Origin of the sequence: Actinomadura luteofluorescens, assembly GCF_013409365.1 — a bacterium.
GTDB lineage: Bacteria > Actinomycetota > Actinomycetes > Streptosporangiales > Streptosporangiaceae > Spirillospora > Spirillospora luteofluorescens.
In genome coordinates this window covers 6,958,284-6,982,063 of sequence record NZ_JACCBA010000001.1, presented here as the reverse complement: position 1 = coordinate 6,982,063, position 23,780 = coordinate 6,958,284, and the positions used below count along the sequence as shown (strand labels likewise).

18 protein-coding genes are annotated in these 23,780 nt (G+C 73.0%); 1 reads left to right on the top strand and 17 read right to left on the bottom strand.

Annotated elements, in window-relative coordinates:
* Positions 1-24: 24 nt before the first annotated feature.
* Entirely contained in the window at positions 25-1,059 is a 1,035-nt protein-coding gene (locus tag BJY14_RS32375; RefSeq protein WP_179847080.1) for a M48 family metallopeptidase, read from the top strand.
* A 55-nt stretch (positions 1,060-1,114) separates the two neighbouring features.
* Here the strand turns inward: BJY14_RS32375 and BJY14_RS32370 are convergent, their stop codons facing one another.
* The 17 genes from BJY14_RS32370 to BJY14_RS32290 all read right to left on the bottom strand — a co-directional run bounded on the left by BJY14_RS32370 (position 1,115) and on the right by BJY14_RS32290 (position 23,778).
* A complete protein-coding gene (locus tag BJY14_RS32370) occupies positions 1,115-2,872 on the bottom strand; it encodes a TIGR03767 family metallophosphoesterase (RefSeq protein ID WP_179847079.1) in 1,758 nt (585 codons plus the stop codon).
* A 64-nt stretch (positions 2,873-2,936) separates the two neighbouring features.
* Positions 2,937-4,196 (bottom strand): glutamate-5-semialdehyde dehydrogenase, encoded by a 1,260-nt coding sequence (locus BJY14_RS32365; protein ID WP_179847078.1) that lies wholly within the window; start codon positions 4,194-4,196, stop codon positions 2,937-2,939.
* 13 nt (positions 4,197-4,209) lie between these two features.
* Positions 4,210-5,316: a glutamate 5-kinase gene (proB, locus tag BJY14_RS32360; RefSeq protein ID WP_179847077.1), complete on the bottom strand. Its 1,107-nt coding sequence runs from the start codon at positions 5,314-5,316 to the stop codon at positions 4,210-4,212.
* A gap of 291 nt (positions 5,317-5,607) precedes the next feature.
* Entirely contained in the window at positions 5,608-7,005 is a 1,398-nt protein-coding gene (obgE, locus tag BJY14_RS32355) for a GTPase ObgE (protein WP_179847076.1), read from the bottom strand.
* A 93-nt stretch (positions 7,006-7,098) separates the two neighbouring features.
* Positions 7,099-7,356 carry a 50S ribosomal protein L27 gene (rpmA, locus tag BJY14_RS32350; protein WP_179847075.1) on the bottom strand — a complete coding sequence of 86 codons (258 nt, stop codon included), beginning with the start codon at positions 7,354-7,356 and terminating at the stop codon, positions 7,099-7,101.
* 15 nt (positions 7,357-7,371) lie between these two features.
* Positions 7,372-7,689: a 50S ribosomal protein L21 gene (rplU, locus tag BJY14_RS32345; protein ID WP_089309479.1), complete on the bottom strand. Its 318-nt coding sequence runs from the start codon at positions 7,687-7,689 to the stop codon at positions 7,372-7,374.
* A gap of 289 nt (positions 7,690-7,978) precedes the next feature.
* Complete coding sequence (locus BJY14_RS32340; protein ID WP_179847074.1) at positions 7,979-11,038, bottom strand: Rne/Rng family ribonuclease; 3,060 nt, start codon at positions 11,036-11,038, stop codon at positions 7,979-7,981.
* Between the two features lie 202 nt (positions 11,039-11,240).
* A complete protein-coding gene (locus BJY14_RS32335) occupies positions 11,241-12,098 on the bottom strand; it encodes a TIGR03936 family radical SAM-associated protein (RefSeq protein WP_179847073.1) in 858 nt (285 codons plus the stop codon).
* A gap of 149 nt (positions 12,099-12,247) precedes the next feature.
* Positions 12,248-14,170, bottom strand: coding sequence for a TIGR03960 family B12-binding radical SAM protein (locus tag BJY14_RS32330; protein ID WP_179847072.1), 1,923 nt, complete (start codon positions 14,168-14,170; stop codon positions 12,248-12,250).
* Positions 14,171-14,230: 60 nt separating this feature from the next.
* The gene (gene rodA, locus BJY14_RS32325) at positions 14,231-15,415 is read right to left on the bottom strand and encodes a rod shape-determining protein RodA (protein WP_179847071.1); all 1,185 of its coding nucleotides are present in this window, start codon (positions 15,413-15,415) and stop codon (positions 14,231-14,233) included.
* On the bottom strand, positions 15,412-17,484 hold the full coding sequence (gene mrdA / locus BJY14_RS32320) for a penicillin-binding protein 2 (RefSeq protein ID WP_179847070.1): 2,073 nt from the start codon (positions 17,482-17,484) through the stop codon (positions 15,412-15,414). The genes rodA and mrdA overlap by 4 nt, the downstream gene beginning before the upstream one ends.
* Positions 17,481-18,080 (bottom strand): rod shape-determining protein MreD, encoded by a 600-nt coding sequence (gene mreD / locus BJY14_RS32315; protein WP_179847069.1) that lies wholly within the window; start codon positions 18,078-18,080, stop codon positions 17,481-17,483. Before mreD ends, mrdA begins: the two co-directional genes overlap by 4 nt.
* Position 18,081: 1 nt before the next feature.
* A complete protein-coding gene (gene mreC, locus BJY14_RS32310) occupies positions 18,082-19,071 on the bottom strand; it encodes a rod shape-determining protein MreC (RefSeq protein ID WP_179847068.1) in 990 nt (329 codons plus the stop codon).
* Positions 19,072-19,228: 157 nt separating this feature from the next.
* On the bottom strand, positions 19,229-20,263 hold the full coding sequence (locus tag BJY14_RS32305) for a rod shape-determining protein (protein ID WP_132197821.1): 1,035 nt from the start codon (positions 20,261-20,263) through the stop codon (positions 19,229-19,231).
* A gap of 1,089 nt (positions 20,264-21,352) precedes the next feature.
* On the bottom strand, positions 21,353-21,760 hold the full coding sequence (ndk, locus tag BJY14_RS32300; protein WP_179847067.1) for a nucleoside-diphosphate kinase: 408 nt from the start codon (positions 21,758-21,760) through the stop codon (positions 21,353-21,355).
* A 46-nt stretch (positions 21,761-21,806) separates the two neighbouring features.
* Positions 21,807-23,309 (bottom strand): hypothetical protein, encoded by a 1,503-nt coding sequence (locus tag BJY14_RS32295; RefSeq protein ID WP_179847066.1) that lies wholly within the window; start codon positions 23,307-23,309, stop codon positions 21,807-21,809.
* Positions 23,310-23,433: 124 nt separating this feature from the next.
* Entirely contained in the window at positions 23,434-23,778 is a 345-nt protein-coding gene (locus BJY14_RS32290) for a DUF4233 domain-containing protein (RefSeq protein ID WP_179847065.1), read from the bottom strand.
* Positions 23,779-23,780 lie beyond the last annotated feature (2 nt).

Sequence of the window (23,780 nt, the reverse complement as noted above, 5' to 3'; positions counted from 1 at the left end):
CCTGCACCCTCCAGGAGGTCGGACATGACGGAGAACACACCGGATCGAGCACGTACGCGGTTCCCGGGGATCAGTTCCCGGGCCTACGAACACCCGGCGGACCGTTCGGCGCTCGTGGCGCTGCGCTCGCTCTCCGGGTTCGACGTCGTGCTGCGCAAGCTGTCGGGGCTGGTCAACGAGCGGTCGCTGCGGCTGATGTTCCTCGGCGGGACGGTGCGCGTCGGGGAGGACCAGTTCCGCCACATCTACGACATGGTCCGCGACGCCTCCTACATCCTGGACATGCCGGAGGTTCCCGAGCTCTACGTCCGGCAGGACCCGACGCCGAACGCGATGGCGCTCGGGTCCGACCATCCGTTCATCGTGATGAACACCGGCCTGATCGACCTGCTGGACGAGGAGGAGCTGCGCTTCGTCGTCGGGCACGAGGTCGGGCACATCCTGTCCGGGCACGCGGTGTACCAGACGATGATGCAGATCCTGCTGCAGCTCGGGGCGCGGCTGGCGTGGCTGCCGCTCGGCAACGTCGGGATCGCGGCGATCATCATCGGGCTGCGCGAGTGGTTCCGGAAGGCGGAGCTGTCGTCGGACCGGGCCGGGCTGCTCGCCGGGCAGGACCTCGACGCGGCCAAGCGGGTGAACATGAAGCTCGCGGGCGGGACGCGGCTCGGCGAGATGAGCGCCGAGGCGTTCCTGCAGCAGGCGCGCGAGTACGACGCGGCCGGCGACGTGCGGGACGGGCTGCTGAAGTTCATGAACCTGCTCGGGCAGTCGCACCCGTTCGCGGTGATCCGGTTCGCCGAGATCGACCGGTGGGCGCGCAGCGGCGAGTACGACCGCATCCTGGCCGGGGACTACGCGCGCCGGGACGACGACGGCAGCGCGTCGGTCCGCGACGGGATCAAGGAGGCCGCCCAGTCGTACCGCGAGTCGTGGGAGCGGACGGCCGACCCGTTCGTGGGCAAGGTCCGCGACATGGCCGACGCGGCGGCGGGGGCGGCCGGCGGGCTGTTCGACCGGTTCACCCGGCGCGACAACGGGCCCACGTCCGGCAGCTGACCGGGCATCGAGCCGGGGCCGCCGCGACACGGACGCGGCGGCCCTTCGCCGTTCCTCAGAAGGGGGACGGGACCAGCAGCTCGACGTTGCGGTCGGCGGCCTCGCCGCGGCGGTCCTCCTCGCGGTCCTGCCAGTCGTTGCCCGCCAGCTCGCGGGACAGCGACGCCAGCCCGACCGGGTCGGTGAGGCGGCCGCCGTGGGAGGCGGGCCCGGCGGAGTCGAGGATCGTCGCGAACACCGAGAGGGTGCCGTCGCCGTTGTCGGCCAGCTCGACGATGCGGCTCTGCTGCGGGAAGTCGATGTGCGCGGCCGTGTTGACCTCCCAGAAACCGCCGCCGCCCTTGCGCGCGTGCGGGATGACCTGGTTGCGGTGCGTGTGGCCGTTCACCCACAGGACGACGTTCGGGTAGCGCAGCAGGAGCGCCTCGACCTCGTCGCCAAGGACGCGGTCGCCGCCGAGCGGGTTCTCCAGCGAGCCGATCGGGTGGTGGCTGAACAGGACGAACAGCCGGTCCTTCACCGCGTGCTTCACGACCGAGCCGTCGGGTGCCGTGTAGCGGCTGCTACCGGCCTTGAGCTGCGACTCCAGCCACGCGAGCTGCTTCCTGTCGAGCGAGCCCTCGGAGTAGCCGTTGGGGTTGACGGTGTCGAGGACGAGACCGCGCACGACGCCCTTGTCGAAGGCGTAGTAGGCCGTCCCGTCGCGCAGGTTGGCGAGGGTGAAGCCGTGGCCGCGCAGGGACGCGGTGGTCTTGAAGTGCTCGGCGACGACCTCGGCGCGCGACAGCATCCGGCGGCCGGAGTCGGGGGTCACCGGGCGGAACAGGCCCCCCGCGCCGCCCTGCTCGCGGCTGAGGCGGACGAGTTCGGCGGCGTTTCCGCCGCTCATCATGCGGGCGAGCCGCTCGGCCTGGCCGGCGTCCGCCGGGGCGCCGATCTTGATGCCGCCGGTGGCGAGGCCGGAGACCAGCGGGTTGACCGGCAGGTTGCCCTGGACGAGCCCGTCGTGGTTGCCGAACGCGGCCAGCCACGGCGCGTCGAGGCCGGTCGCCTGGAAGGGGCGGCGCGCGGCGTCGATCAGGCCGTGCACGCGCGGGAACCCGTACCTGGTGCTCGGCAGGTCGGCCTCGGCGCCGGGCGGCGGGCCCTCGGGGTGCCAGAACGAGCGGTCGTAGGACGCCCAGTCCATGACGCCCTCGTAGCGGTTCGGGTCGCCGGAGTCGGGGCGGATGCGCCCGCCGTCCAGCAGGTCGATGATCCAGCGGAGCTCGTTGTGCTGGACGTTGTCGGCGGCGTCGCCGGTGTTGATGGTGAAGGCGAGGCCGAGCCCGGTCGCCGGTCCGCGCCCGACCCGGTTCACGGCCTGGACCATCGCCTCGGCGACCTGCGTGGACAGGATCTCCTGCGGCCGGTAGGCGCCCTCGACCGGCAGGACGTCCAGGCCGTCCTTGAGCCGGTCGACGAACTCGACGCGGGCCGGGGACTGCGCGTCGATGATGTGGACGTCGGTGAGGTGGCCGAACGCCAGGATGCCGCGCCGGGTGGCGGCCCGGCGGGCGGAGGCGGCGCCGCCGAGGTCGCGGCGCAGCAGGTGCGGCTCGCCCGGACCGGTGGTCACCTTGCGGTACCCGCCGGCGCCCGCGGCGCCGAGCAGGTAGGTCCGGTCGAGGGTGGTGCCGGCGGTGGGACCGCGCAGCGCGGGCGCCGCCGCCGCGGCGGGACGCGCGGGGAAGGCGGCCAGTCCGGTGGTGGCGATCCCCGCGCCCAGGGCGGCGCCCTTCAGGACGCGGCGGCGGCTGTACTGACGAGTCACAATCGTGAATCAGACCACACCCGCACACGTGACATCAATGGCAAAGATGTCACAAATCCGGAGCTCAGCCGCGCACGTGTCCTTCCCCGGTCACCACGTACTTGGTGGACGTCAGCTCCGGCAGCCCCATCGGGCCCCGGGCGTGCAGCTTCTGCGTCGAGATGCCGATCTCCGCGCCGAACCCGAACTCCTCGCCGTCGGTGAAGCGCGTCGACGCGTTCACCATCACGGCCGCCGAGTCGACCAGCGCGACGAACCGCTTCGCGGCCGGCTGGGACGTCGTGACGATCGCCTCGGTGTGCCCCGAGCCGTACCGGCGGATGTGCGCGACGGCGTCGTCCAGGGAGTCCACCACGCGGGCGGCGATGTCGAGCGAGAGGTACTCGGCGTACCAGTCGTCCTCGGTCGCCTCCACGACGTCGCCGCCGAAGGAACGGATCCGGTCGTCGCCGTGCACCGTGACACCGGCGCTCCGCAGCGCCTCAAGCGCGCGCGGGACGAACACGTCGGCGATGTCGGCGTGCACCAGGACCGTCTCAGCGGCGTTGCACACCGAAGGACGCTGCGTCTTGGCGTTCAGGAGGATGTCCACGGCCATGTCGACGTCGGCGGCGGCGTCCACGTACACCGCGCAGTTCCCGACGCCCGTCTCGATCACCGGGACGGTCGACTCCTCCACCACCGAGTTGATCAGCGAGGCGCCGCCGCGCGGGATCAGCACGTCCACGAGGCCGCGCGCCCGCATCAGGTGCTTCACCGACTCCCGGGACGTGCCCGGGACGAGCTGCACCGCGTCCGGCGGGACCTCGGTGCCGGTGAGCGCGCCCTGCATCACCTCGACCAGCACCGTGTTGGAGTCGTACGCCGACGACGAGCCGCGCAGCATCGCCACGTTCCCGCTCTTCAGGCACAGCGCGGCGGCGTCCACGGTCACGTTCGGGCGGCCCTCGTAGATGATCCCGACGACGCCGAGCGGCACCCGCACCTGGCGCAGCTCCAGCCCGTTCGGCAGCACGTTACCGCGGACCGCCTCCCCCACCGGGTCCGGCAGCGCCGCGACCTTCCGGACCGCGTCGGCGATAGCGGCGATCCGCTCCTCCGACAGGCTCAGCCGGTCGATCATGTACTCGGAGGTGCCGTTCCCGCGGGCCCGCGCGACATCGGCCTCGTTCGCCTTGACGATCTCCGGTGCGGCGGTGACCAGGGCGTCCGCGATGCGGTGCAGCGCCGCGTCCTTCGCCGACCGCGGCAGCGGAGCCAGCCCCGCGGCGGCCTCCCTGGCGCGCCGCGCCACCCGCAGGAACTCCTCGCGCTCGTCGCTCATCAGCAGGCTCCCGTCATTGCAGTATCACCAGATGGTCGCGGTGGATTATCTCGCGTTCGTACTCGGCGCCCAGCTCACGCGCCAGCCAGCGCGTCGAGCGCCCCATCAGCTCGGGGATCTCGGACGCGTCGTAGTTCACCAGGCCGCGCGCGACGACCGCGCCGCCGGCGTCGCACAGGTCGACCGGGTCGCCCGCGGCGAAGTCGCCGTCCACGCCCGTCACCCCGGCCGGGAGCAGGGACTTGCGGCGCCGCACGACCGCCTCGATCGCGCCCGCGTCGAGCATGACGCGGCCCTGGCCCGTCGTCGCGTGCGCCAGCCACAGGTTGCGGGTCGACATGCGGCGGCCCTCCGCCGGATGGAACAGCGTCCCGACCTGGTCGCCGGAAAGCGCCCGCGCCGCGGACGCGGCGTTGGTCAGCACGACGGGGATGCCCGCGATCCTCGCCGCCTCGACCTTGGTGACCATGCCGCCGGTGCCGACCCGCCCGGAGCCGCCGAGCTCCACGTCCCGGAGGTCGTCCGGGCCGCGCACGTCGTCGATGCGGCGGGTCCCGGGACGGCGCGGGTCCCCGGTGTAGAGGGCGTCGACGTCCGAGAGCAGGACCAGCGCGTCCGCGCGGATCAGATGCGCGACGAGCGCGGCCAACCGGTCGTTGTCGCCGAACCGGATCTCGTCGGTGGCGACGGTGTCGTTCTCGTTCACGATCGGCAGGACGCCCATGGCGAGCAGCTGCGCGAGGGTGCGCTGCGCGTTGCGGTGGTGGGAGCGGCGCATCATGTCGTCGGCGGTGAGCAGCACCTGCCCCACCGTCAGGGCATAACGGGAGAAGGACGAGGTGTAGCGGGCGAACAGCAGGCCCTGCCCGACGCTCGCCGCCGCCTGCTGGGTCGCGAGGTCGGGCGGGCGGCGGGTCAGCCCGAGCGGCCCGAGCCCCGCCGCGATCGCGCCGGACGACACGAACACGATCTCGGTGCCCTCGCCGCGGCGCGCGGCGAGAACGCCCACCAGCGCGTCGATGCGGTTCACGTCGATCGTGCCCTGCGGCGTGGTCAGCGAGGACGAGCCCGCCTTCACCACGATCCGCCGCGCCTTCGCGACCGCCTCACGCCCACTCATGCCCAGCTCCGCTCATGCCCTGCTCGGTGAGGGGAGACGCCCCCGCACCCGGTTCTCCTTGTTCAATTCTGTCCCTGCGGGAAACGACTCCCGCACCCCCGGATCGCTCCGTTCCCAGGGCCTGCCTCGAAGTGGTCTCGGCCACGCTCGCGAACGCGTGACCTGCCCGGTGCAGCGAGGCCGGAGGCGAGCGGAACCGGGCAGATCGCGAAGCGATGCCGCGTTCGCCCAGTGCCGGTCACGTAGCGAGCCGCCAGGCGAGCGGAGTGGGCCGGGACTGTGAAACACAGCCTAGGACCAGCCGTCCAGGCGGCGGTCGGTGCCGCGCGGGCCCCTCGTGCCGTCGCCCGCCGCGACCTCCGGCTCCCAGTCGAAGACGATCGAGTCGTCCATGGTGCCGATCAGGACGGTGGCGCCCGCGCTGGCGCCCGCCTGGCCGAGCGCGTCCTCGACGCCGAGCCGGGCGAGGCGGTCGGCGAGGTAGCCCACGGCCTCCTCGTTGGCGAAGTCGGTCTGGCGCAGCCACCGGACCGGCTTCGCGCCGGTGATCAGGTAGGTGTTGTCGCCGAGGGTCCTGACCTCGAAGTCGGTGTCCCCGCCGACCGGCTCGGGCCGGATGACGACGCGGGTGGGCTCCGCCGGCGGCAGAGAGGCGCGGTACTCGGTGACCATCGCCGCCATCGCGAACGACAGCTCCCGCAGCCCCTCGTGCGTCGCCGCCGACACCTCGAACACCCGCAGGCCCCGGGCCTCGAACTCCGGCCGCACCATCTCGGCGAGGTCGCGGCCGTCCGGCACGTCGATCTTGTTCAGGACGACGACGCGGGGGCGGTCCGACAGCGGGCGGTCGCCCAGGACTCGGTCGTAGGCCTGGAGTTCGCGCTCGATGACCTCGAAGTCGCTGACCGGGTCGCGGCCCGGCTCCATCGTCGCGCAGTCGAGGACGTGCGCGAGGGTGGAGGACCGCTCGATGTGGCGCAGGAAGTCCAGGCCGAGGCCGCGGCCCTCGCTGGCGCCCTCGATCAGGCCCGGCACGTCCGCGACCGTGAACGTCGAGTCGCCCGCGCTGACCACGCCGAGGTTCGGGATCAGCGTCGTGAACGGGTAGTCGGCGATCTTCGGCTTGGCGGCCGACAGCGCGGCGATCAGCGACGACTTGCCCGCGCTGGGGAATCCGACGAGCGCGACGTCGGCGACGCTCTTCAGCTCCAGGACGACGTCGCGCTCCTCCCCCGGCTCGCCGAGCAGCGCGAACCCGGGCGCCTTGCGCTTGGCCGTCGCGAGCGCCGCGTTCCCGAGGCCGCCGCTGCCGCCCTTGGCGATCACGAACCGGGTGCCCTCTCCGACCAGGTCCGCGAGGACGGTGTCGCCCGACTTCACGACGGTGCCGTCGGGGACGGAGAGGATCACGTCGTCGCCGTCCGCGCCCGTCCGGAGGCTGCCCTGGCCCGGCCTGCCGTTGCTCGCCTTGCGGTGCGGGCGCCGGTGGTATTCGAGGAGGCTCGCCGCGTTGGAGTCGACGACGAGGACGACGTCGCCGCCGCGGCCGCCGTTGGCGCCGTCAGGGCCGCCGAGCGGCTTGAACTTCTCCCGGTGGATCGAGGCGCACCCGTTGCCGCCGTTGCCCGCCGCGACGTGCAGCACCACCCGGTCGACGAACTGCGCGCCCGATCCCGCTCCAGCGGCCACGGTGACTCTCCTCGGTGAACCTTGGTAAGAACGGCGAAGGGGCGGACCGGAAACGGTCCGCCCCTTCGAACAAAAGTCGCTGCCCCCGGCGGACTATTCCGCCGGCGGGACGACGCTCACCGCGTTGCGACCGCGGTAGCGGCGGAACTTCACCGCGCCCGCGACCAGCGCGAACAGCGTGTCATCGCCGCCGCGGCCGACGCCCGGGCCGGGGTGGAAGTGGGTGCCGCGCTGGCGGACGATGATCTCGCCGGCGTTGACGACCTGGCCGCCGAAGCGCTTCACACCGAGGCGCTGGGCGTTGGAGTCGCGACCGTTGCGGCTGGACGATGCGCCCTTCTTGTGTGCCATGAGACCGCTCTCCCTTTACTTCTTGCCGGCCTTGATACCGGTGATCTTGACCTCGGTGTACGGCTGACGGTGACCCATCCGCCGCTTGTACCCGGTCTTGTTCCGGTAGTGCATGATGTTGATCTTGGGGCCCTTGACCGCGCCGAGGATCTCGGCGGTCACCTCGTAGCCGGCGAGGTCGGCCGTGCGGCTCACGACGTCGTCGCCGTCCACGACCAGCAGGGGCTGGAGCGTGATGGTCGACCCGACGTCACCGGCCAGCTTGTCGACGGTCAGCACGTCGTCGACGGCGACCTTTTCCTGCCTGCCGCCTGCGCGGACAATCGCGTACACCGCGGAAACCCTTCGTCTGCGCGCGCTTCCGGAGTGAACCGGTCCCGCGCGTGGCTTACCAGCCCCCGGACGGGGGCCTACCCCCGGCACCGGGCCGAGGGCGGCACACCAGGAGGACCCTGGCGCTCTCTGCTGTGCCCCCACCGGATCGGTGAGGCGAACACCGAACGTTCCCCGGACGGGGCTCGCGGTGCGGATTCGGGCGACGCGTCGAAGACGCGCCGAAGGTCAAGGGTACCGGATGCCCTGGCCGGAACGCGAACGCGTCCGGCCAGGGCCCCGGCCCCTGTCAGTCCGAGGACTCGGCGCCGTCGGCGGTCTGCGCCGCCGTCGCCCGGGGACGCCGGGTACGGCGCCGGCGGGCGGGCTCGGCCCCGTTGGCGGCGCCGTGCAGCTCGGCGCCGTTCAGCTCGTCGGCGCTCTCACCGTCGGCCGGTTCGGCGCCGTTCGGGCCGACCTGCACCGGCTCGGCGGAGTCCAGCGCGCCCGGCGCGGTGCCGGATGCCTCCTCGGCGGCGTCGGCGGCCTCCACGGCGGCCTGCGCCGGAGCCTCGTCGATCTCGGGCGGCGGACCGGCCGGGCGCTTGGCGGGCCGGGACTTCTTCGGCCGCGCGCGGACGACCGGCTCGGGCGCGGCCTCCACGACCGGCGCCGTCTCGGCGGCCTGCTCCTTCACCGGCTCCCTCGCGGGCTCCTCCGCGGGCTCCTTGGCCTTGGCCTCGTGCCGGGTCAGCTTCTCCTCGACGGCCTTCTCGACCTCGCCCTTGCGCTTGCGGCGGCGTCCGGACTCCTTGCCGGCCGCCTTCTCCGCCTTCGGCTCGACCGGCGTCAGGTGGACGTGGATGCCGCGGCCGTTGCAGGACTCGCAGGTCTCCGAGAACGCCTCCAGCAGCCCCTGGCCGACCCGCTTGCGGGTCATCTGCACCAGTCCGAGCGAGGTGACCTCGGCGACCTGGTGCTTGGTACGGTCCCGCGACAGGCACTCCACGAGGCGGCGCAGCACCAGGTCCCGGTTGCTCTCCAGCACCATGTCGATGAAGTCGATCACGACGATGCCGCCGATGTCGCGGAGCCGGAGCTGGCGGACGATCTCCTCGGCCGCCTCCAGGTTGTTGCGGGTGACGGTCTCCTCCAGGTTGCCGCCCTGCCCGGTGAACTTGCCGGTGTTGACGTCGATGACCGTCATCGCCTCGGTGCGGTCGATCACCAGGGAGCCGCCGGACGGCAGCCAGACCTTGCGGTCCATCGCCTTGGCGATCTGCTCGTCGATGCGGTACGCCGACAGGGCGTCCTGGTCGCCGTTCCAGCGCTCGACGCGGTCGGCCAGATGCGGGGCGACGTACTGGACGTAGTCGGAGACGGTGTCCCAGGCCTCGTCGCCGGACACCACGAGCTTGGAGAAGTCCTCGTTGAAGATGTCGCGGACGACCCGGATCGTCAGGTCGGGCTCGCCGTAGAGCAGGGACGGCGCCGAGGCCGTCTTGACCTTCTTCTGGATGCTGTCCCACTGGGCGGCCAGGCGCGAGACGTCGCGGGCGAGCTCCTCCTCGGTCGCCCCCTCGGCCGCGGTCCGCACGATCACGCCGGCGTTCTCCGGCATGACCTTCTTCAGGATCGACTTGAGGCGGCTGCGCTCCTTGTCGGGCAGCTTGCGGCTGATGCCGGTCATCGAGCCGTCCGGCACGTACACCAGGTAACGGCCGGGCAGGGAGACCTGGCTGGTCAGCCGGGCGCCCTTGTGGCCGAGGGGGTCCTTGGTGACCTGGACGAGCACCGACTGGCCCGACTTCAGCGCCGACTCGATGCGGCGGGGCTGGCCCTCCAGGCCGGAGGCGTCCCAGTTGACCTCGCCTGCGTAGAGCACGGCGTTGCGGCCCTTGCCGATGTCGACGAACGCCGCCTCCATCGACGGCAGGACGTTCTGGACCTTGCCGAGGTAGACGTTGCCGACGTAGGACTGGTGCGTCGCGCGGTTGACGTAGTGCTCGACGAGCACGTCGTCCTCCAGGACGGCGATCTGGGTGCGCTCGCCCTCCTGCCGGACCACCATGACCCGCTCGACGGCCTCGCGGCGGGCCAGGAACTCCGCCTCGGTGATCACCGGCGGGCGGCGGCGGCCCTGCTCGCGGCCCTCGCGGCGGCGCTGCTTCTTGGCCTCCAGGCGGGTCGAGCCCCGCACCGACTGGACCTCGTCCTCGGCGGCGGCGCGCTCCTCGCGGGCCGTGCGGACGTGGACGACGGTGTTCGGCGGGTCGTCGGAGCCGCCGGACTCGCCGTCGGCCCCGGACCGGCGCCTGCGGCGGCGACGGCGGCGGCTCGTGCCGCCGTCCTCGTCCTCCTCGCCGTCGGCGGCGCCCTGCTCGGGCTCCTCGGCCTTGGGCTCCTTGTCCTGCTCCTTGGCCTTGGACGCCTTGCCGCCCTTCGCCACCTTGCCCTTGGCGGCCCTGGCGGGCTTGGCGGGCGGCTCCTCCTTGGGCTCCTCGGCCTCGGCCTCGGTGTCCTCGCCCTCGTCCTCGGCGCCCTCCTTGCCGCCCCGGCCCCGGCCGCGGCCGCCGCGGCGGCGACGGCGGCGGGACGGGCGGTCCTCGGAGTCGTCCTCGTCGGAGGGCCCGTGGTCCTGGTCCTCCTCGCCTGCGTCCTGCGCCTCGGGCTCGGGCTCGGCGGCCTTCGCGCGGGCGGGCTGCTCGGCCTTGGGCTGCGGCGGCTGGAAGACGACCATCGGCGGCTGGAACGTCACGCCGGGGACGCCGACGCCGCTCGCGGGCTCGGTCTCCGACACCTGCTCGGGGGTCGGCACCTCGCCGGCGACCGGGACGGCCGGGACCTGCGGCACGGACGGGACCTCGGCGGCGGCCTTGGCGGGGCGGCGGCGGGTCCTCGTGCGGGGCGCCGGCGCCTCTTCGGCGGGCGGCTCGGCGGCCTGCTCGGCGGGGGCGGCGGCCTGCTCGGCGGGGGCCTCGGGCGAGGTCTCGGCACCGGTCATCGGGACGGGCTCCGCCGTCTCGGCGGCGGCCTTCGTGGTCTTGCGCGCGCGGGTCCGGGTCCGCTTCGGCGGCTCGGCCGTCTCGGCGGCCTCCTCGGCGGGCGCGGGCTTCTCGGCGGGCGCGGGCTTCTCGGCGGGCGCGGGCTCCGGCTGCGCGGCGGGGGCCCCGGCGGAGGTGTCGTCCACGTCGGGCGGCGGGCCCGCGGGCCGGCTCGCGCGGCGCGGACGCGACGTCACGCCCGTGCCCTTGCTCTGGGCGTTCCCGCTCTGCGCGCCCGCGGTCTCCGTGCTCCCCGTGGTCTCGTTGTCAACGGTCCCGTCGTCGGCGCCATCGGCTGCGGCCGCATCGGCTTCGTTCTCAAGCATCCGGGCAATCTCCCGTCAGGCTCCCGGGCGCGTCCGCCCGCCCCGCCGGAAGCGGGACGATGCGGTGCGCCGCACGAGAGCACCTCGTCAGTCGGTGTCGTCGTGACCGGACGGTGCCCGGTCATGACGACGAAGTCGTCGGGGGTGCGCCTTCCGTACCCTGCGGGACCGGTTCCGTGCTTCCACGGCTTCGGTTCCACGGTCAGGCGCTGACGGCATCCGCGCTCGCGGTGTCCCCGGACCGCGGCCGCTCACGGCCGTGGGCCGTATCGGCGTCGTCGCCGGACGGCAGGCCGGTCTCCCGGTCGGGATCCAGGGGATCCGCGAGGCCACCGGTGTCCGCGTCGAGGGGCCCCTGCGCCAGCCTGGTCACCAGCGGCGGTGACGGCGGCGCGAGGTCGGCGACCTGGCGCAGTCCGGTGAGGATGTCGTCGGGTCGAACGGCGGGTGTGGAATGCCGAACAACCATTCGAAGTATCGCACAAGGGGCATCCGCCGTCTCGGCGGCACGCCGGTCCAGCTCGCAGGCGGACACGGCGGCGCGCACGTCGAAACGGCGCCGTCCCTTCTTCGTGAGGCGTTCCACCTCGATGTTCTCGGCGCCCATGAAGGCGGCCACGGCCGCGGCGGCGTCGCTTTCGGCGACGCCGTCCAGCCGGATCCGCCATTCGGACGCCTCGAGCCGATCGGTGAACGCGCCCGGCTTCACCGGGGCGTCGCCGCGTCCCGCCCGTACCGGCACGACGTCGAGGACGTCGAGTCCGGGAGGCAGGGCCGCGTCGAGATCGGCTCGCACCCGCGCAGGGTCGCGGGTCTCGGTGAGCCCGAGTTCGAGGTATTCGGCCTCACTGGCCACCCCTGTCGCCGCCGCACCCGCATACGAGATCTTCGGGTGGGGGGTGAATCCGGCGCTGAACGCGACGGGGATCCCGGCGCGCCGTACGGCGCGTTCCACGGCCCGGGATATGTCGCGATGGCTCGTGAACCGCAGCCTGCCCCGCTTGGCGTAGCGGACGCGCAGACGCTGGGTCACGGGGGCCGGCGCCGGACCCTCCGGCATGGGTGCCAGGGTTCTGGTCCTTCCTACTCGTGTCGAGTCGAAATAAAGGTCTCCCTATAGAGTACGGGGCGCCGGACCCGGTTCGGCCAGGCACCGCCCCCGTAGGCCCGGAACCCTTGCAGCTCAAGGGACGAAGCGGTCGAATTCGGCTACACCACGTTCAGTGGGAGCAACTTCCTGCCGGTCGGGCCGATCTGGATCTCGGTGCCCATCGTGGGGCAGACGCCGCAGTCGTAGCACGGCGTCCAGCGGCAGTCCTCGACCTCGGTCTCGTCGACGGCGTCCTGCCAGTCCTGCCAGAGCCACTCGCGGTCGAGGCCCGCGTCGAGGTGGTCCCAGGGCAGCACCTCGACCTCCTCGCGCTCCCGGACGGTGTACCAGGCGAGGTCGACGGGCTCTCCGGCCAGGGCCTTCTCGGCGCAGGCCGTCCACCGCTCGTAGGAGAAGTGCTCGCTCCAGCCGTCGAAGCGGCCGCCGTCCTCCCAGACGGCGCGGATGACCTTGCCGACGCGCCGGTCGCCGCGCGACAGCAGGCCCTCGACGATCGACGGCTGGCCGTCGTGGTAGCGCAGGCCGATGGCGCGCCCGTACTCCTTGTCGCCGCGCAGGGCGTCCTTGAGGGCGCGCAGGCGGCGGTCGACGGTCTCGTGGTCGCACTGCGCGGCCCACTGGAACGGGGTGTGCGGCTTCGGCACGAACCCGCCGATGGACACGGTGCAGCGGATGTCCTTGCGGCCGGTGGCGTCCCGCCCGGCCTTGATGACCCGCTTGGCCATGTCGGCGATGGCGAGGACGTCCTCGTCCTCCTCGGTGGGCAGGCCGCACATGAAGTACAGCTTGACCTGCCGCCAGCCGTTCTCGTAGGCGGTGCTGACCGTGCGGATCAGGTCGTCCTCGGTGACCATCTTGTTGATCACCTTGCGCATCCGCTCGGAGCCGCCCTCCGGCGCGAACGTCAGGCCGGAGCGGCGGCCGCCGCGGGAGAACTCGTTGGCGAGCGTGATGTTGAAGGCGTCCACCCGCGTGGACGGCAGCGACAGCGAGGTGTTGGTGCCCTCGTAGCGGTCGGCGAGGCCCTTGGCGACCTCGCCGATCTCGCTGTGGTCGGCGCTGGACAGGCTGAGCAGCCCGACCTCCTGGAAGCCGGACTCGGTGAGCCCCTGCTCCACCATGTCGCCGATCGTGGTGATCGACCGCTCCCGGACCGGGCGGGTGATCATTCCGGCCTGGCAGAACCGGCAGCCGCGGGTGCAGCCGCGGAAGATCTCCACGCTGAACCGCTCGTGCACGGTCTCGGCGAGCGGGACCAGGGGCTTCTTCGGGTACGGCCACTGGTCGAGGTCCATGACGGTGTGCTTCTCGATCCGCCACGGGACGCCCGGACGGTTCGGCGCGACCCGCTGGATGCGGCCGTCGGGCAGGTAGGTCACGTCGTAGAAGCGCGGGACGTACACGCCGCCGGACGCCGCGAGGCGCAGGAGCAGGCCGTCCCGCCCGCCGGGCTCGCCCTCGGCCTTCCACTCGCGGACGACCTCGGTGATGGCGAGCGCGATCTCCTCGCCGTCGCCGAGGACGGCGGCGTCGACGAAGTCGGCGATCGGCTCGGGGTTGAACGCGGCGTGCCCGCCCGCGATCACGATCGGGTGGTCGCCGGTGCGGTCGGCGGACTCCAGCGGGATGCCCGCGAGGTCGAGCGCCGTCAGCAGGTTGGTGTAGCCGAGTTCGGTGGAGAACGACACGCCGAACACGTCGAAGGCGGCGACCGGCCGGTGCGCGTCGACGGTGAACTGCGGGATGCCGTGCTCCCGCATGACGGCCTCCATGTCGGGCCACACCGAGTACGTGCGCTCGGCCAGGACGCCGTCGCGCTCGTTGAGGATCTCGTAGAGGATCTGGACGCCCTGGTTCGGCAGCCCCACCTCGTAGGCGTCCGGGTACATCAGCGCCCACCGGACGGTGGTCGCGTCCCAGTCCTTGAGCTGGGAGTTCAGCTCGCCGCCAACGTACTGAATCGGCTTCTGCACGCTCGGGAGCAGCGGCTCCAGGCGCGGGAAGAGCGACTCGACCGGCATGACGGAACCCTCCGTGCAGGGGACGTGGGATGAACGTCCAGCCTACGCGGTCGCCGGGCGCTAATCGAACGGGCGGCGGCGCACGTGGACGGCCTGCAGCAGGCCGAAGGCGATCATGTTCGCGAACGTCGCGGACCCGCCGTAGGACACGAACGGCAGCGGCAGCCCGGTGATCGGCATGATCCCGATCGTCATCCCGACGTTCTCGAACGTCTGGAACCCCAGCCAGCACACGACGCCGGTGGCGACGAGCGTCCCGAACAGGTCGGCGGCCTGGGTGGCGATGCGCAGCCCGCGCCACAGCACCACGCCGAGCAGCGCGATGATGACGGCGGCGCCGACGAAGCCGAGCTCCTCCCCCGCCACCGTGAAGATGAAGTCGGTCTGCTGCTCGGGGACGAAGTGGCCGCCGGTCTGCTCGCCGTGGAACAGGCCCTTGCCGAACGCCCCGCCCGAGCCGATCGCGATGCGGGCCTGCTGGGCGTTGTAGCCGGCGCCGCGCGGGTCGGCCTCGGGGTTCAGGAACGCGGTGAACCGGGCGATCTGGTAGGCCTTCAGCAGCCCGAAGAAGAACACGGCGGCGCCCGCGGCGACGCCGCCGCCGACCAGCCCGACGAGCCAGCGCTTCTGCGCCCCGGAGATCGCCAGCATGCCGAGCACCACCGCGATGAACACCAGCGTGGTGCCGAGGTCGGGCTGCAGCATGATCAGCATGCCGGGCACCCCGGCGAGCACGAGCGCGAGCAGCACGTCCCGCCGGCCGGGGCCGATCTCCCCGTCGCGCGGCTCGCCGAGGATCATCGCCAGCAGCACCACGAGCCCGACCTTCGCGAACTCCGACGGCTGCACCTGGAAGCCGCCGCCGATCACGATCCACGAGTGCGAGCCGTTGATCGTCGAGCCGAGCGGGGTCAGCACGGCCAGCAGCCCCACGCACGCCAGCCCGTACAGGATGGGGACGTAGGCGCGCAGGAGCCGGTAGTCGAGCACGGTGACCAGGCCGCCGAGCATGAACCCGATGATCAGGTTCAGGATGTGCCGCTTGAGGAAGCCCTCGGGGTCCTTGCCCTGCTCGGTCAGCAGGTGGAAGGTGGCCGAGCGCACCAGCAGCGCGCCCACCGCCGACAGCGCCAGCACGGCCAGCAGCATCGGCAGGTCGAGCCGGCGCAGCCCGGCGAGCCTGCTGGTCCACGACCGGTGCGCGGCGTAGGCGTCGACGCTGCCGACCCCGGAACCAGTGATCATGGGGCGGTCCCCTCGGCGGGCATCCGCGGCAGCTCGGACGGGAGCCTCCCGTCCTGGAGGATCGCCTTGCGGTCCTTCGTGCCGTACATGGCCTCCCAGATCTCCCGGACGGCCGGCGCGGACGTCTGCGCGCCCTGCCCGCCCTGGGAGACCATCGCGACCACCGCGAAGCGCGGCTTGTCCACCGGGCCGAACGAGGCGAACCAGGACGTGTCCTGCTTGCCGTAGACCTCCGCGGTGCCGGTCTTGCCGCCGACGTCGACGCGCTTGAAGTCGAAACCGGTGAACGCCCCGGACGCCGTGCCGCTCTTGGTGACCTCGGCGAGCGACTCGCGGATGTACTTGAGCACCTTGCCGTCGACCGGCAGCCTGCGCGGCGCCGGCGCGTCGATCCGGCGGACGATCGAGCCGTCGGGACGCACGACCGCGACGCCGAGCCGCGGGGTCACCAGCTTGCCGCCGTTCGCCATGGCCGCGTACGCCCGGACGAGCTGCAGCGGCGTCACCAGGACGTCGCCCTGCCCGACCGAGAAGTTCGCCGCGTCGCCGGGCCGCCAGACGTAGCCCTCGGTGCAGTTCTCCGTCGCGACGGCCTTCAGGTAGGCGGCGCGGGCCGGGTCGGTCTTGGCGACCTCCGGATAGCCCGTCTTGGCGCCCTTGCAGTTGGCGGCCTTGGTGGCGTCCCAGAAGGTCTTCTTCCACCCCCGGTCCGGGATGCGGCCCTCGCTCTCGCTGGGCAGGTCGACGCCCGTGCGCGACCCGAACCCGTAGTCGCGGGCCATCTTCACCATCGGGTCCGAGGGGTTCTTCTTCGGCTTCATCCCGCCGTCGCGCTGCCACTCCTGGTAGGCGAACCGGTAGAAGATCGTGTCGCAGGACTTGACGAGCGCCGTGTGCAGCGACATCGCCCCGAGCTCCTCGCCCTCGAAGTTGCGGAAGGCGCGGTTGCCGACGTTGTAGGAGCCGGGGCAGTCGTAGGTGCCGGTCAGGCTGTTGCCGTCCTTCACCGCGGCGGCCACCGAGGAGATCTTGAAGGTGGAGCCGGGCGCGAACTGCCCCTGGGTGACCCGGGAGATCAGCGGCTCGCCCTGCTTCTTGCCGAGCAGCGCGTCGTACTCGTCCTGGGAGATGCCGCCGGTCCAGATGCCGGGGTCGTAGGTCGGGTAGCTCGCCATCGCGATCATCCGCCCGGTGCGCACGTCCATCACGACCGCGGCGCCGGCGTCGGCGGGGCGGCCCTGCTTGCGCGCGCTGTCGACGGCGTTCTTGAGGGCCTTCTCCGCCGCGCCCTGCACGCCCGCGTCGATGCTGGTGACGAGGTTGCTGCCGGCGATCGGGGGCTGCTCGCGCGCGGTGCCGGTGACGCGGCCCTGGCTGTCGACCAGGACCTTGCGGAACCCGGGCTCGCCGCTCAGCGCCGAGTCGTACTGCGCCTCCAGGCCGTCGCGCCCGACGAGGTCAACGCCGCTGTAGCCGGTGACCTTGAGGCCCTTGCGCTTGTCGAGCTCGTCCTGCGTGACGGGCTGCAGGTAGCCGAGGAGCTGCGCGGGACGCGCGCCCTCCGGCTCGGGGTAGTCGCGGACGGCCTGGACCTGCGCGGTGATCCCCGGGAAGTCCTCCTGCCGCTCCATGATCTGCAGCGCGCGCTTGGGGTCGACGTGGTCCTCGACCGGGATCGGCTGGTACGGCGAGCCGGGCCAGCACGGCCGCTTGATGCCGGGCCCGCACAGCCGGATCCGCTTGGACATCTCCTCCTGGGACGTCCCGAGCACTGCGGCGAGCCGCTTGAGGACGGTCTGGCCGCCGTCCTTCTGCCGCGACAGCGTGGTGCGGTCGACCGACACGACGAGCGCGCTGCGGTTGCGCACGAGGGGCCTGCCGCGGTCGTCCAGGATCATGCCGCGGGTGGCGGGGACGACGATGTCGCGGGTGCGGTTCTCGGCCGCGACGGCCCGGTAGTGCGCGCCCTCCAGGACCTGGAGCGCCCACATCCGCCCGATCAGGACGAGCAGCAGCGCGGCGACGAGCACGTACAGGACGACGAGGCGGAAGTGGGTCCTCGGGTTCACAGGGTCCCGCTCCGCCCCGACATCGCGCGGTAGCGGGCGGCGGGCACGGCGAGGCGGTCGCCGCGGGCGCGTTCCCCGCGTTCGTACCGGCGGGTGGCGCGCAGCACCGCCCACACCACGAAGGGGCTCGCGATGACGTCGTAGAGCACCTGCAGCGGCACCATGCTCGACACGGTCGCCCACCCGGCGCGCGGGTCACCGAGGATCATGCCGGTGCCCGCGTACAGCACGGTCCCGGCGAGCGCCCCGGCGGCGACGGCGAAGAACGGCACCGCGGACTGGCGGTCCATCTCGGCGGACGCGACGCCGCACAGGTACCCGATGAGGCAGTAGACGAGCGCGTACCGGCCGATGGTGTGGTCGGCGGGCGGGATGATGTCGGCGGCGAGGCCCGCGAGGAACCCGGCCACCATCCCGGTCATCGAGCCCGCGACGAGCGCGAGCGCCACGACGGCCAGCAGCACCAGGTCGGGCTGGACGCCGCCGGGCAGCGGCAGCCGGTTCGCCACCGACACCTGCAGGATCAGCGTCACGACGATCACCACGGCGGTCACCGCGGCGCGGCCGGCCGGCGACGCCTCGGGCGGGTTCAGCACGTCAGTCCCCCCGGGTCGGATTCGTGGACGGGCTCTTGGAGCGGCGCGGCTTGGCCTTCGGGCTCTTGCTCGCCGAGGGCGTCGCGGTCGGGGTAGGGGTCGGCGGCGGCGGGGGCTTGGGGGGCAGCACGGCGTCCCGCGGGTCGGTCTTCGGCGGGGCGACCACGACGGCGACGACGTCGAGGCTCGTGAACCGCACGAACGGCCGGACGTAGGCGGTACGGGTCAGCCCGCTGGTCGACCGCTCGATCCGTTCGACGGCGCCGATCGGGACGCCCGGGACGTAGGGCTTCTGCCCCTGCGATCCGAGCGTGACGATCCGCTGGCCGACCCTGATCGGCGCGGCGGCGTCCAGCAGCTGGAACCGCAGCGGCGTCGCGCCGCCCCGGCCGAGGCCGCGGCGGCCCCGGCCCTGGGTGATCCCGATCTCCTTGGACTCCTCGAGGCGGGAGCCGATGGAGGAGGTCTGGTCGGTGGCGAGCAGGACGGTGGCCGTCGCGGGCCCGACGCGGGTGACGCGGCCGACGAGGCCGTCGGCGCTCATCACGGTCATGTCGGGCTTGACGCCGCTGCGGCTGCCGGCGTCGATGGTGACGGTGTCCTCGAAGCCCTGCCCGGCCGAGATCACCTGCGCGGCGTGGATCTTGTAGCCGCCCATCCCGGCGGTGCCGAGCAGCCTGCGCAGCTGCGCGGACCGGTCCTGGTCGAGGCGGCTGGAGCGCAACTGCTCGCGCAGCCGCTGGTTCTGCCGCGCGAGCCGGTCGGCGCGGCGGCGCTCGCCCGGCGCGTCGGTGACGGCGTCGAAGGTGTTGCCCACCGGCCGGACGACGGACGCCGACGCCCGCTCCACCGGTCCGAACACCGTCGCGCCGACGCCGCGCAGGCCGCTCAGCGGCGAGTCCTGCCCGCCGCGGTAGTCAATGGTGATCATCGCGAGCGCCACGACCAGCAACGCGCCGAGGACCACGCGGGTGCGCCGGGTGTCCTTCACGCACCGACCTCCCGTTCCCTGGTCCGCCGGGAGCCCGGTGCCTCACGAGGAGGGACGCCCCCGCGTCCCGGCGCGCGCTGCCGCCCTCGGCGGACGAAGTCCGAATCGGCCCGCCCGGGGAGCGACCCCTCACGCCCCCTGGCCGGCCATGTCCGAATCAGTGCCGCGGCTCCGGCACGAGCACCTGCCGGAGCGACTCGAAGTCCTCGACGCACTTGCCCGTGCCGAGCACCACCGAGTCGAGCGGGTTGTCCACCAGGTGGATGGGCATCCCGGTCTCCTCGCGGAGCCGTTCGTCGAGGTTCTTCAGCAGAGCGCCGCCGCCGGTGAGCGCGATGCCGCGGTCCATGATGTCGCCGGAGAGCTCGGGCGGGCACTTGTCGAGGGTGGTCTTCACCGCGTCCACCACGGCGTTGACCGGTTCCTCGATCGCCCGCCTGACCTCCTCGGCGGAGATCACGACGGTCTTCGGCAGCCCGCTGACGAGGTCGCGGCCCCGGATCTCGGCGTGCGGTTCTTCCTCGCCGCCGGGATAGGCCGACCCGATCGCCATCTTGATCTCCTCCGCGGTGCGTTCCCCGAGCATCAGGGAGTACTCCTTCTTGGAGAAAGAGATCACGGCCTGGTCGAGCTCGTCGCCGCCGACGCGCACCGACTGGCTGGTGACGATCCCGCCGAGCGAAATGATCGCCACCTCGGTGGTGCCGCCGCCGATGTCGACGACCATGTTGCCGGTCGGCTCGTAGACGGGCAGCCCGGCGCCGATCGCGGCTGCCATCGGCTCCTCGATGATGTAGACGCGGCGGGCACCGGCCTGGTAGCCGGCCTCCTTCACCGCGCGCTGCTCCACCCCGGTGATCCCGCTCGGCACGGCCACGACGATCCGCGGCTTGGCGAAGTGCCGGCGCTTGTGCACCTTCTGGATGAAGTAGCGCAGCATCCGTTCGGTGACGTCGAAGTCGGCGATGACGCCGTCCTTCAGCGGACGGACCGCGACGATGTTGCCCGGTGTGCGGCCGATCATCCGCTTCGCCTCGATGCCCACCGCGACGATCTTCCCGGTATTGGTATTGATCGCCACCACGGAGGGTTCGTTCAGGACGATGCCACGCCCGCGCACGTACACCAGGGTGTTGGCGGTACCGAGATCGACCGCCATGTCACGGCCAAGAAACGACAGCTTGTTACCCATGAAGAAAGGGAGCCCTTCATGATTGACGGGCGTGTTGAGCGGCGCGTCCATCGTAACGTGCGCGTACCTCCGCGGGCAGTCACCCCCGCGCCGCGCGTCGCGAAAAAAACGCGTCCTGACCAGCCCGGTTTTCCATAAAGAGAACCCGGCGGACTGACCCGGCGGCACGTTCGGCCAAGGACGCGCGGCGCCCACGGCAGGCCCGACGCCACCGGGTATCCGAGGATCTTAGGGGGTTTCCCCCGGCCCGCCACACCCCCACGCCGCAACACGGTTCGTTTCGTCCCGGGCCACTGTTCCGCGCGGCCGCGGAAAAGCCGAACCCGGGCCGACGATCTACCGCCTCATGAAGGCGCCCGGGACACCGCAGTCCCAGCCCTTACCCGCTTACAAGCCGATTGTGGAACGAGCGACGGTCCCCCGCTCCCGACAGGGCCAGGGCGATTTCAGTTCAAGAGCGATGCGAACCATCGCCGTCCAACGCTCTTGGAGTAGACCTGACCGGCACCGCGGGTCGGGCGGCCGGAAGGCGCCCTGGGCGCCTGGAGGTCGCCCGACCCGCCGAGCCGGGCGACCACAGCGCCACGCGAAAACCCGCACGGGCACGGAAACCCGCACCGTGGCGTGAGGATCGCCCGGCTCGCAACGGGGGTTCCAGGGGGTCGCCCCCCTGGGCGAACACAGCGCGGGTCGGGCGGCCGGAAGGCGCTCTAGGCGCCTGGAGGTCGCCCGACCCGCCGAGCCGGGCGACCGCAGCGCCACGCGAAAACCCGCACGGGCACGGAAACCCGCACCGTGGCGTGAGGATCGCCCGGCTCGCAACGGGGGTTCCAGGGGGTCGCCCCCCCTGGGCGAACACAGCGCGGGTCGGGCGGCCGGAAGGCGCTCTAGGCGCCTGGAGGTCGCCCGACCCGCCGAGCCGGGCGACCGCAGCGCCACGCGAAAACCCGCACGGGCACGGAAACCCGCACCGTGGCGTGAGGATCGCCCGGCTCGCAACGGGGGTTCCAGGGGGTCGCCCCCCTGGGCTAGCATCGCCCGGCTCGTGACGGGGGTTCCAGGGGGTCGCCCCCCTGGGCTGGAACAGCACTACACCTCGGGGAAGAAGAGCTTGATCTCGCGCTCGGCGGAGTAGGTGGAGTCGGAGCCGTGGACGATGTTCTCGCCGATCTCCAGGGCGAAGTCGCCGCGGATGGTGCCGGGGGTGGCGCTGACCGGGTCGGTGGCGCCGGCGAGGGAGCGGAACGCCTCGATGGCGCGCGGGCCCTCCACGACCATGGCGACGAGCGGGCCGCCGGTGATGAAGTCGACCAGCTCGCCGAAGAACGGCTTGCTGGAGTGCTCCTCGTAGTGCGCCTCGGCGGTCTCGCGGGCGAGGGTGCGCAGTTCCAGCGCGACGAGCTTCAGGCCCTTGCGCTCGATCCGGGAGATGACCTCGCCGACGACGCCGCGGCGAACGCCGTCGGGCTTGACCAGGACAAGAGTGCGCTCGGACACGGGTGTTTCTCCTAAAGGACTATCGGAATAGGTAAGCGCGCGAATCCTACCCGGCTCCCGGGCCCGCGGTCGCATTCCCGGAGAGCCGCGGCGCGCGTGCGCGCGTCGTCGCGGCGCGTCCGGCGCACAGGCGGGCGGTGGCTCCGGCGAGCAGCACGGCGACCACCCCGGCGACGGCCAGCCAGATCCGGTAGCCCTCGAGGAGCGCGTGCACGTGCTGGGCGTCGGTGACCGGTCGCGACCGCTGCAGCCGCGCCGCCTGCAGCGACAGGACGAGCAGCTGCCCGGCCAGGACCGCGGGGAAGCACAGCGACAGCCCGAACAGCGCGGCGCCCACTCTCGCGTCCCGCAGCGAGGCGGCGAGGGCCAGCCCCGCGCCGGCGCCGAGGGGGACGAGGGGGGCGAGCAGCGCCCAGCGGCCGAGGGCGCCGCCCGCGAGGCCGAGCGGCACGGCGGCGGCCATGAGGAGGTAGCCGGTGCGGACGGCGCCGCGCGTTCCGGTGCGGGTGGCCGCGAGCGCGGCGGCGAGGGCGGCGGCGGCCGCCACGGCGAACGGGAGGGCCGGCGGGCCGGCGGTCCCCGTCCCGGCGGCGGCGAGCCCGGCGAGCGGGCCGGCGACGGGCTGGCAGAGCAGGCCGACGGCGATCATGACGACCGCGCCGCCGGACGGCCCGCCGGCGGCCGCGGCCCGGGCGCCGGCGAAGGCGAGGCCGGCCAGGGCGAGCAGCGTGAGCCCGGCGAGGAGCAGGCGCGCGCCGGGCGACCAGCCGTGCGCGGCGACGACGGCGAGGAAGGCGAAGCCGCCCGCCGGGACGGGCACGAGGAGCAGCGGCCCGCGCTCGGTGCGCCGGAGCGGGGGCGGCCGCCGGTGGCGGCGTCCCCGCAGGAGGGGGTGGGCGAGCGCGGCTCCGGCGGCGGCGACGGCGAGCAGCGGGTAGGGCGCGAGCGCGACGCGCCAGTCGGGGACGGCGGCGCCGTCGGCGGGCACGGGGACGGCCTTCAGCGCCAGCGGCATCGCGAGGATCAGCGTGCCCGCGAGGGCTCCGGCCCAGGCGGCCGACAGGGCGGGGTTGCGCCGTTCCCACACCAGGACGAGGCTCGCGGGCAGCACGATGCCCGCCCCTGCGCCCTGGAGGGCGCGGACCGTCCCGATGTCGGGCAGCGAGTCGGCGAGACGGGCGGCGCCGATGCCCGCGAGCAGCACCGCGAACCCTGCCATGAGCACGCCCCACGCGGGGAGGCGGCGGGCGGCGACGGCGGCGAGCGGCACCGTGACCAGCAGGGCGGGCAGCGACAGCCCGGTGGCGCGCAGCAGCCCGGGGATCTCGGCGTCGCCGAGCGCGAGGGCGCTCGCGGCGGCCGGGACGACGCCGCCGGACGCGTCGGGCACCACCAGGAGGGCCGCGGGCAGGGCGGTGAACGTCAGCAGCAGCGTGCCGAGCGTCGCGAGCCGCCGCCGGACGGCCCCTTCGGCGGGGCGCGCCGGGGGCCCGGCGGGCCGCGTCCCGGTGAGGTCGCCGGGCGGGTGTTCGCGTGCGTGGGAGGACACGGCGTGCTCCTTAGGACGTCGTCATCCGCCGCACGCACATTTCCCATAAAGGAAGAATGTCCAAATAAGACGATGAGAGAGATACGCGAGAATCGGCGGACGCAATGGTGCCGTCCTCGCGAACCTAGCGCGGCTGAGCGCCCCCCACCTTGCGTCCCAGCCAAATGGCCGTGCCCCAAAGCGCCCCGAAAACGACACCAAGGAAGAACATGGCCGGCACCATGAACCCGGTCGCGATGATCAGCACCTGGAGGACCGTGCCCGCGTGGACCGCCCACGGGAAGCGCAGCAGGCCGGCCAGCACCACGCATGCGGCGGCCAGCCCGCCGCAGACGCCGCCGGCGGTCGCCCCGCCGACGTCCAGCACCGTCACCGCCACCGGGATCGCGAGCGCGATCACGATGGCCTCGCACGCCAGCACCGTGGCGAACAGCCTGCGCGCCGGGTTCGCGGCGGTCCGCGCGCTCATGC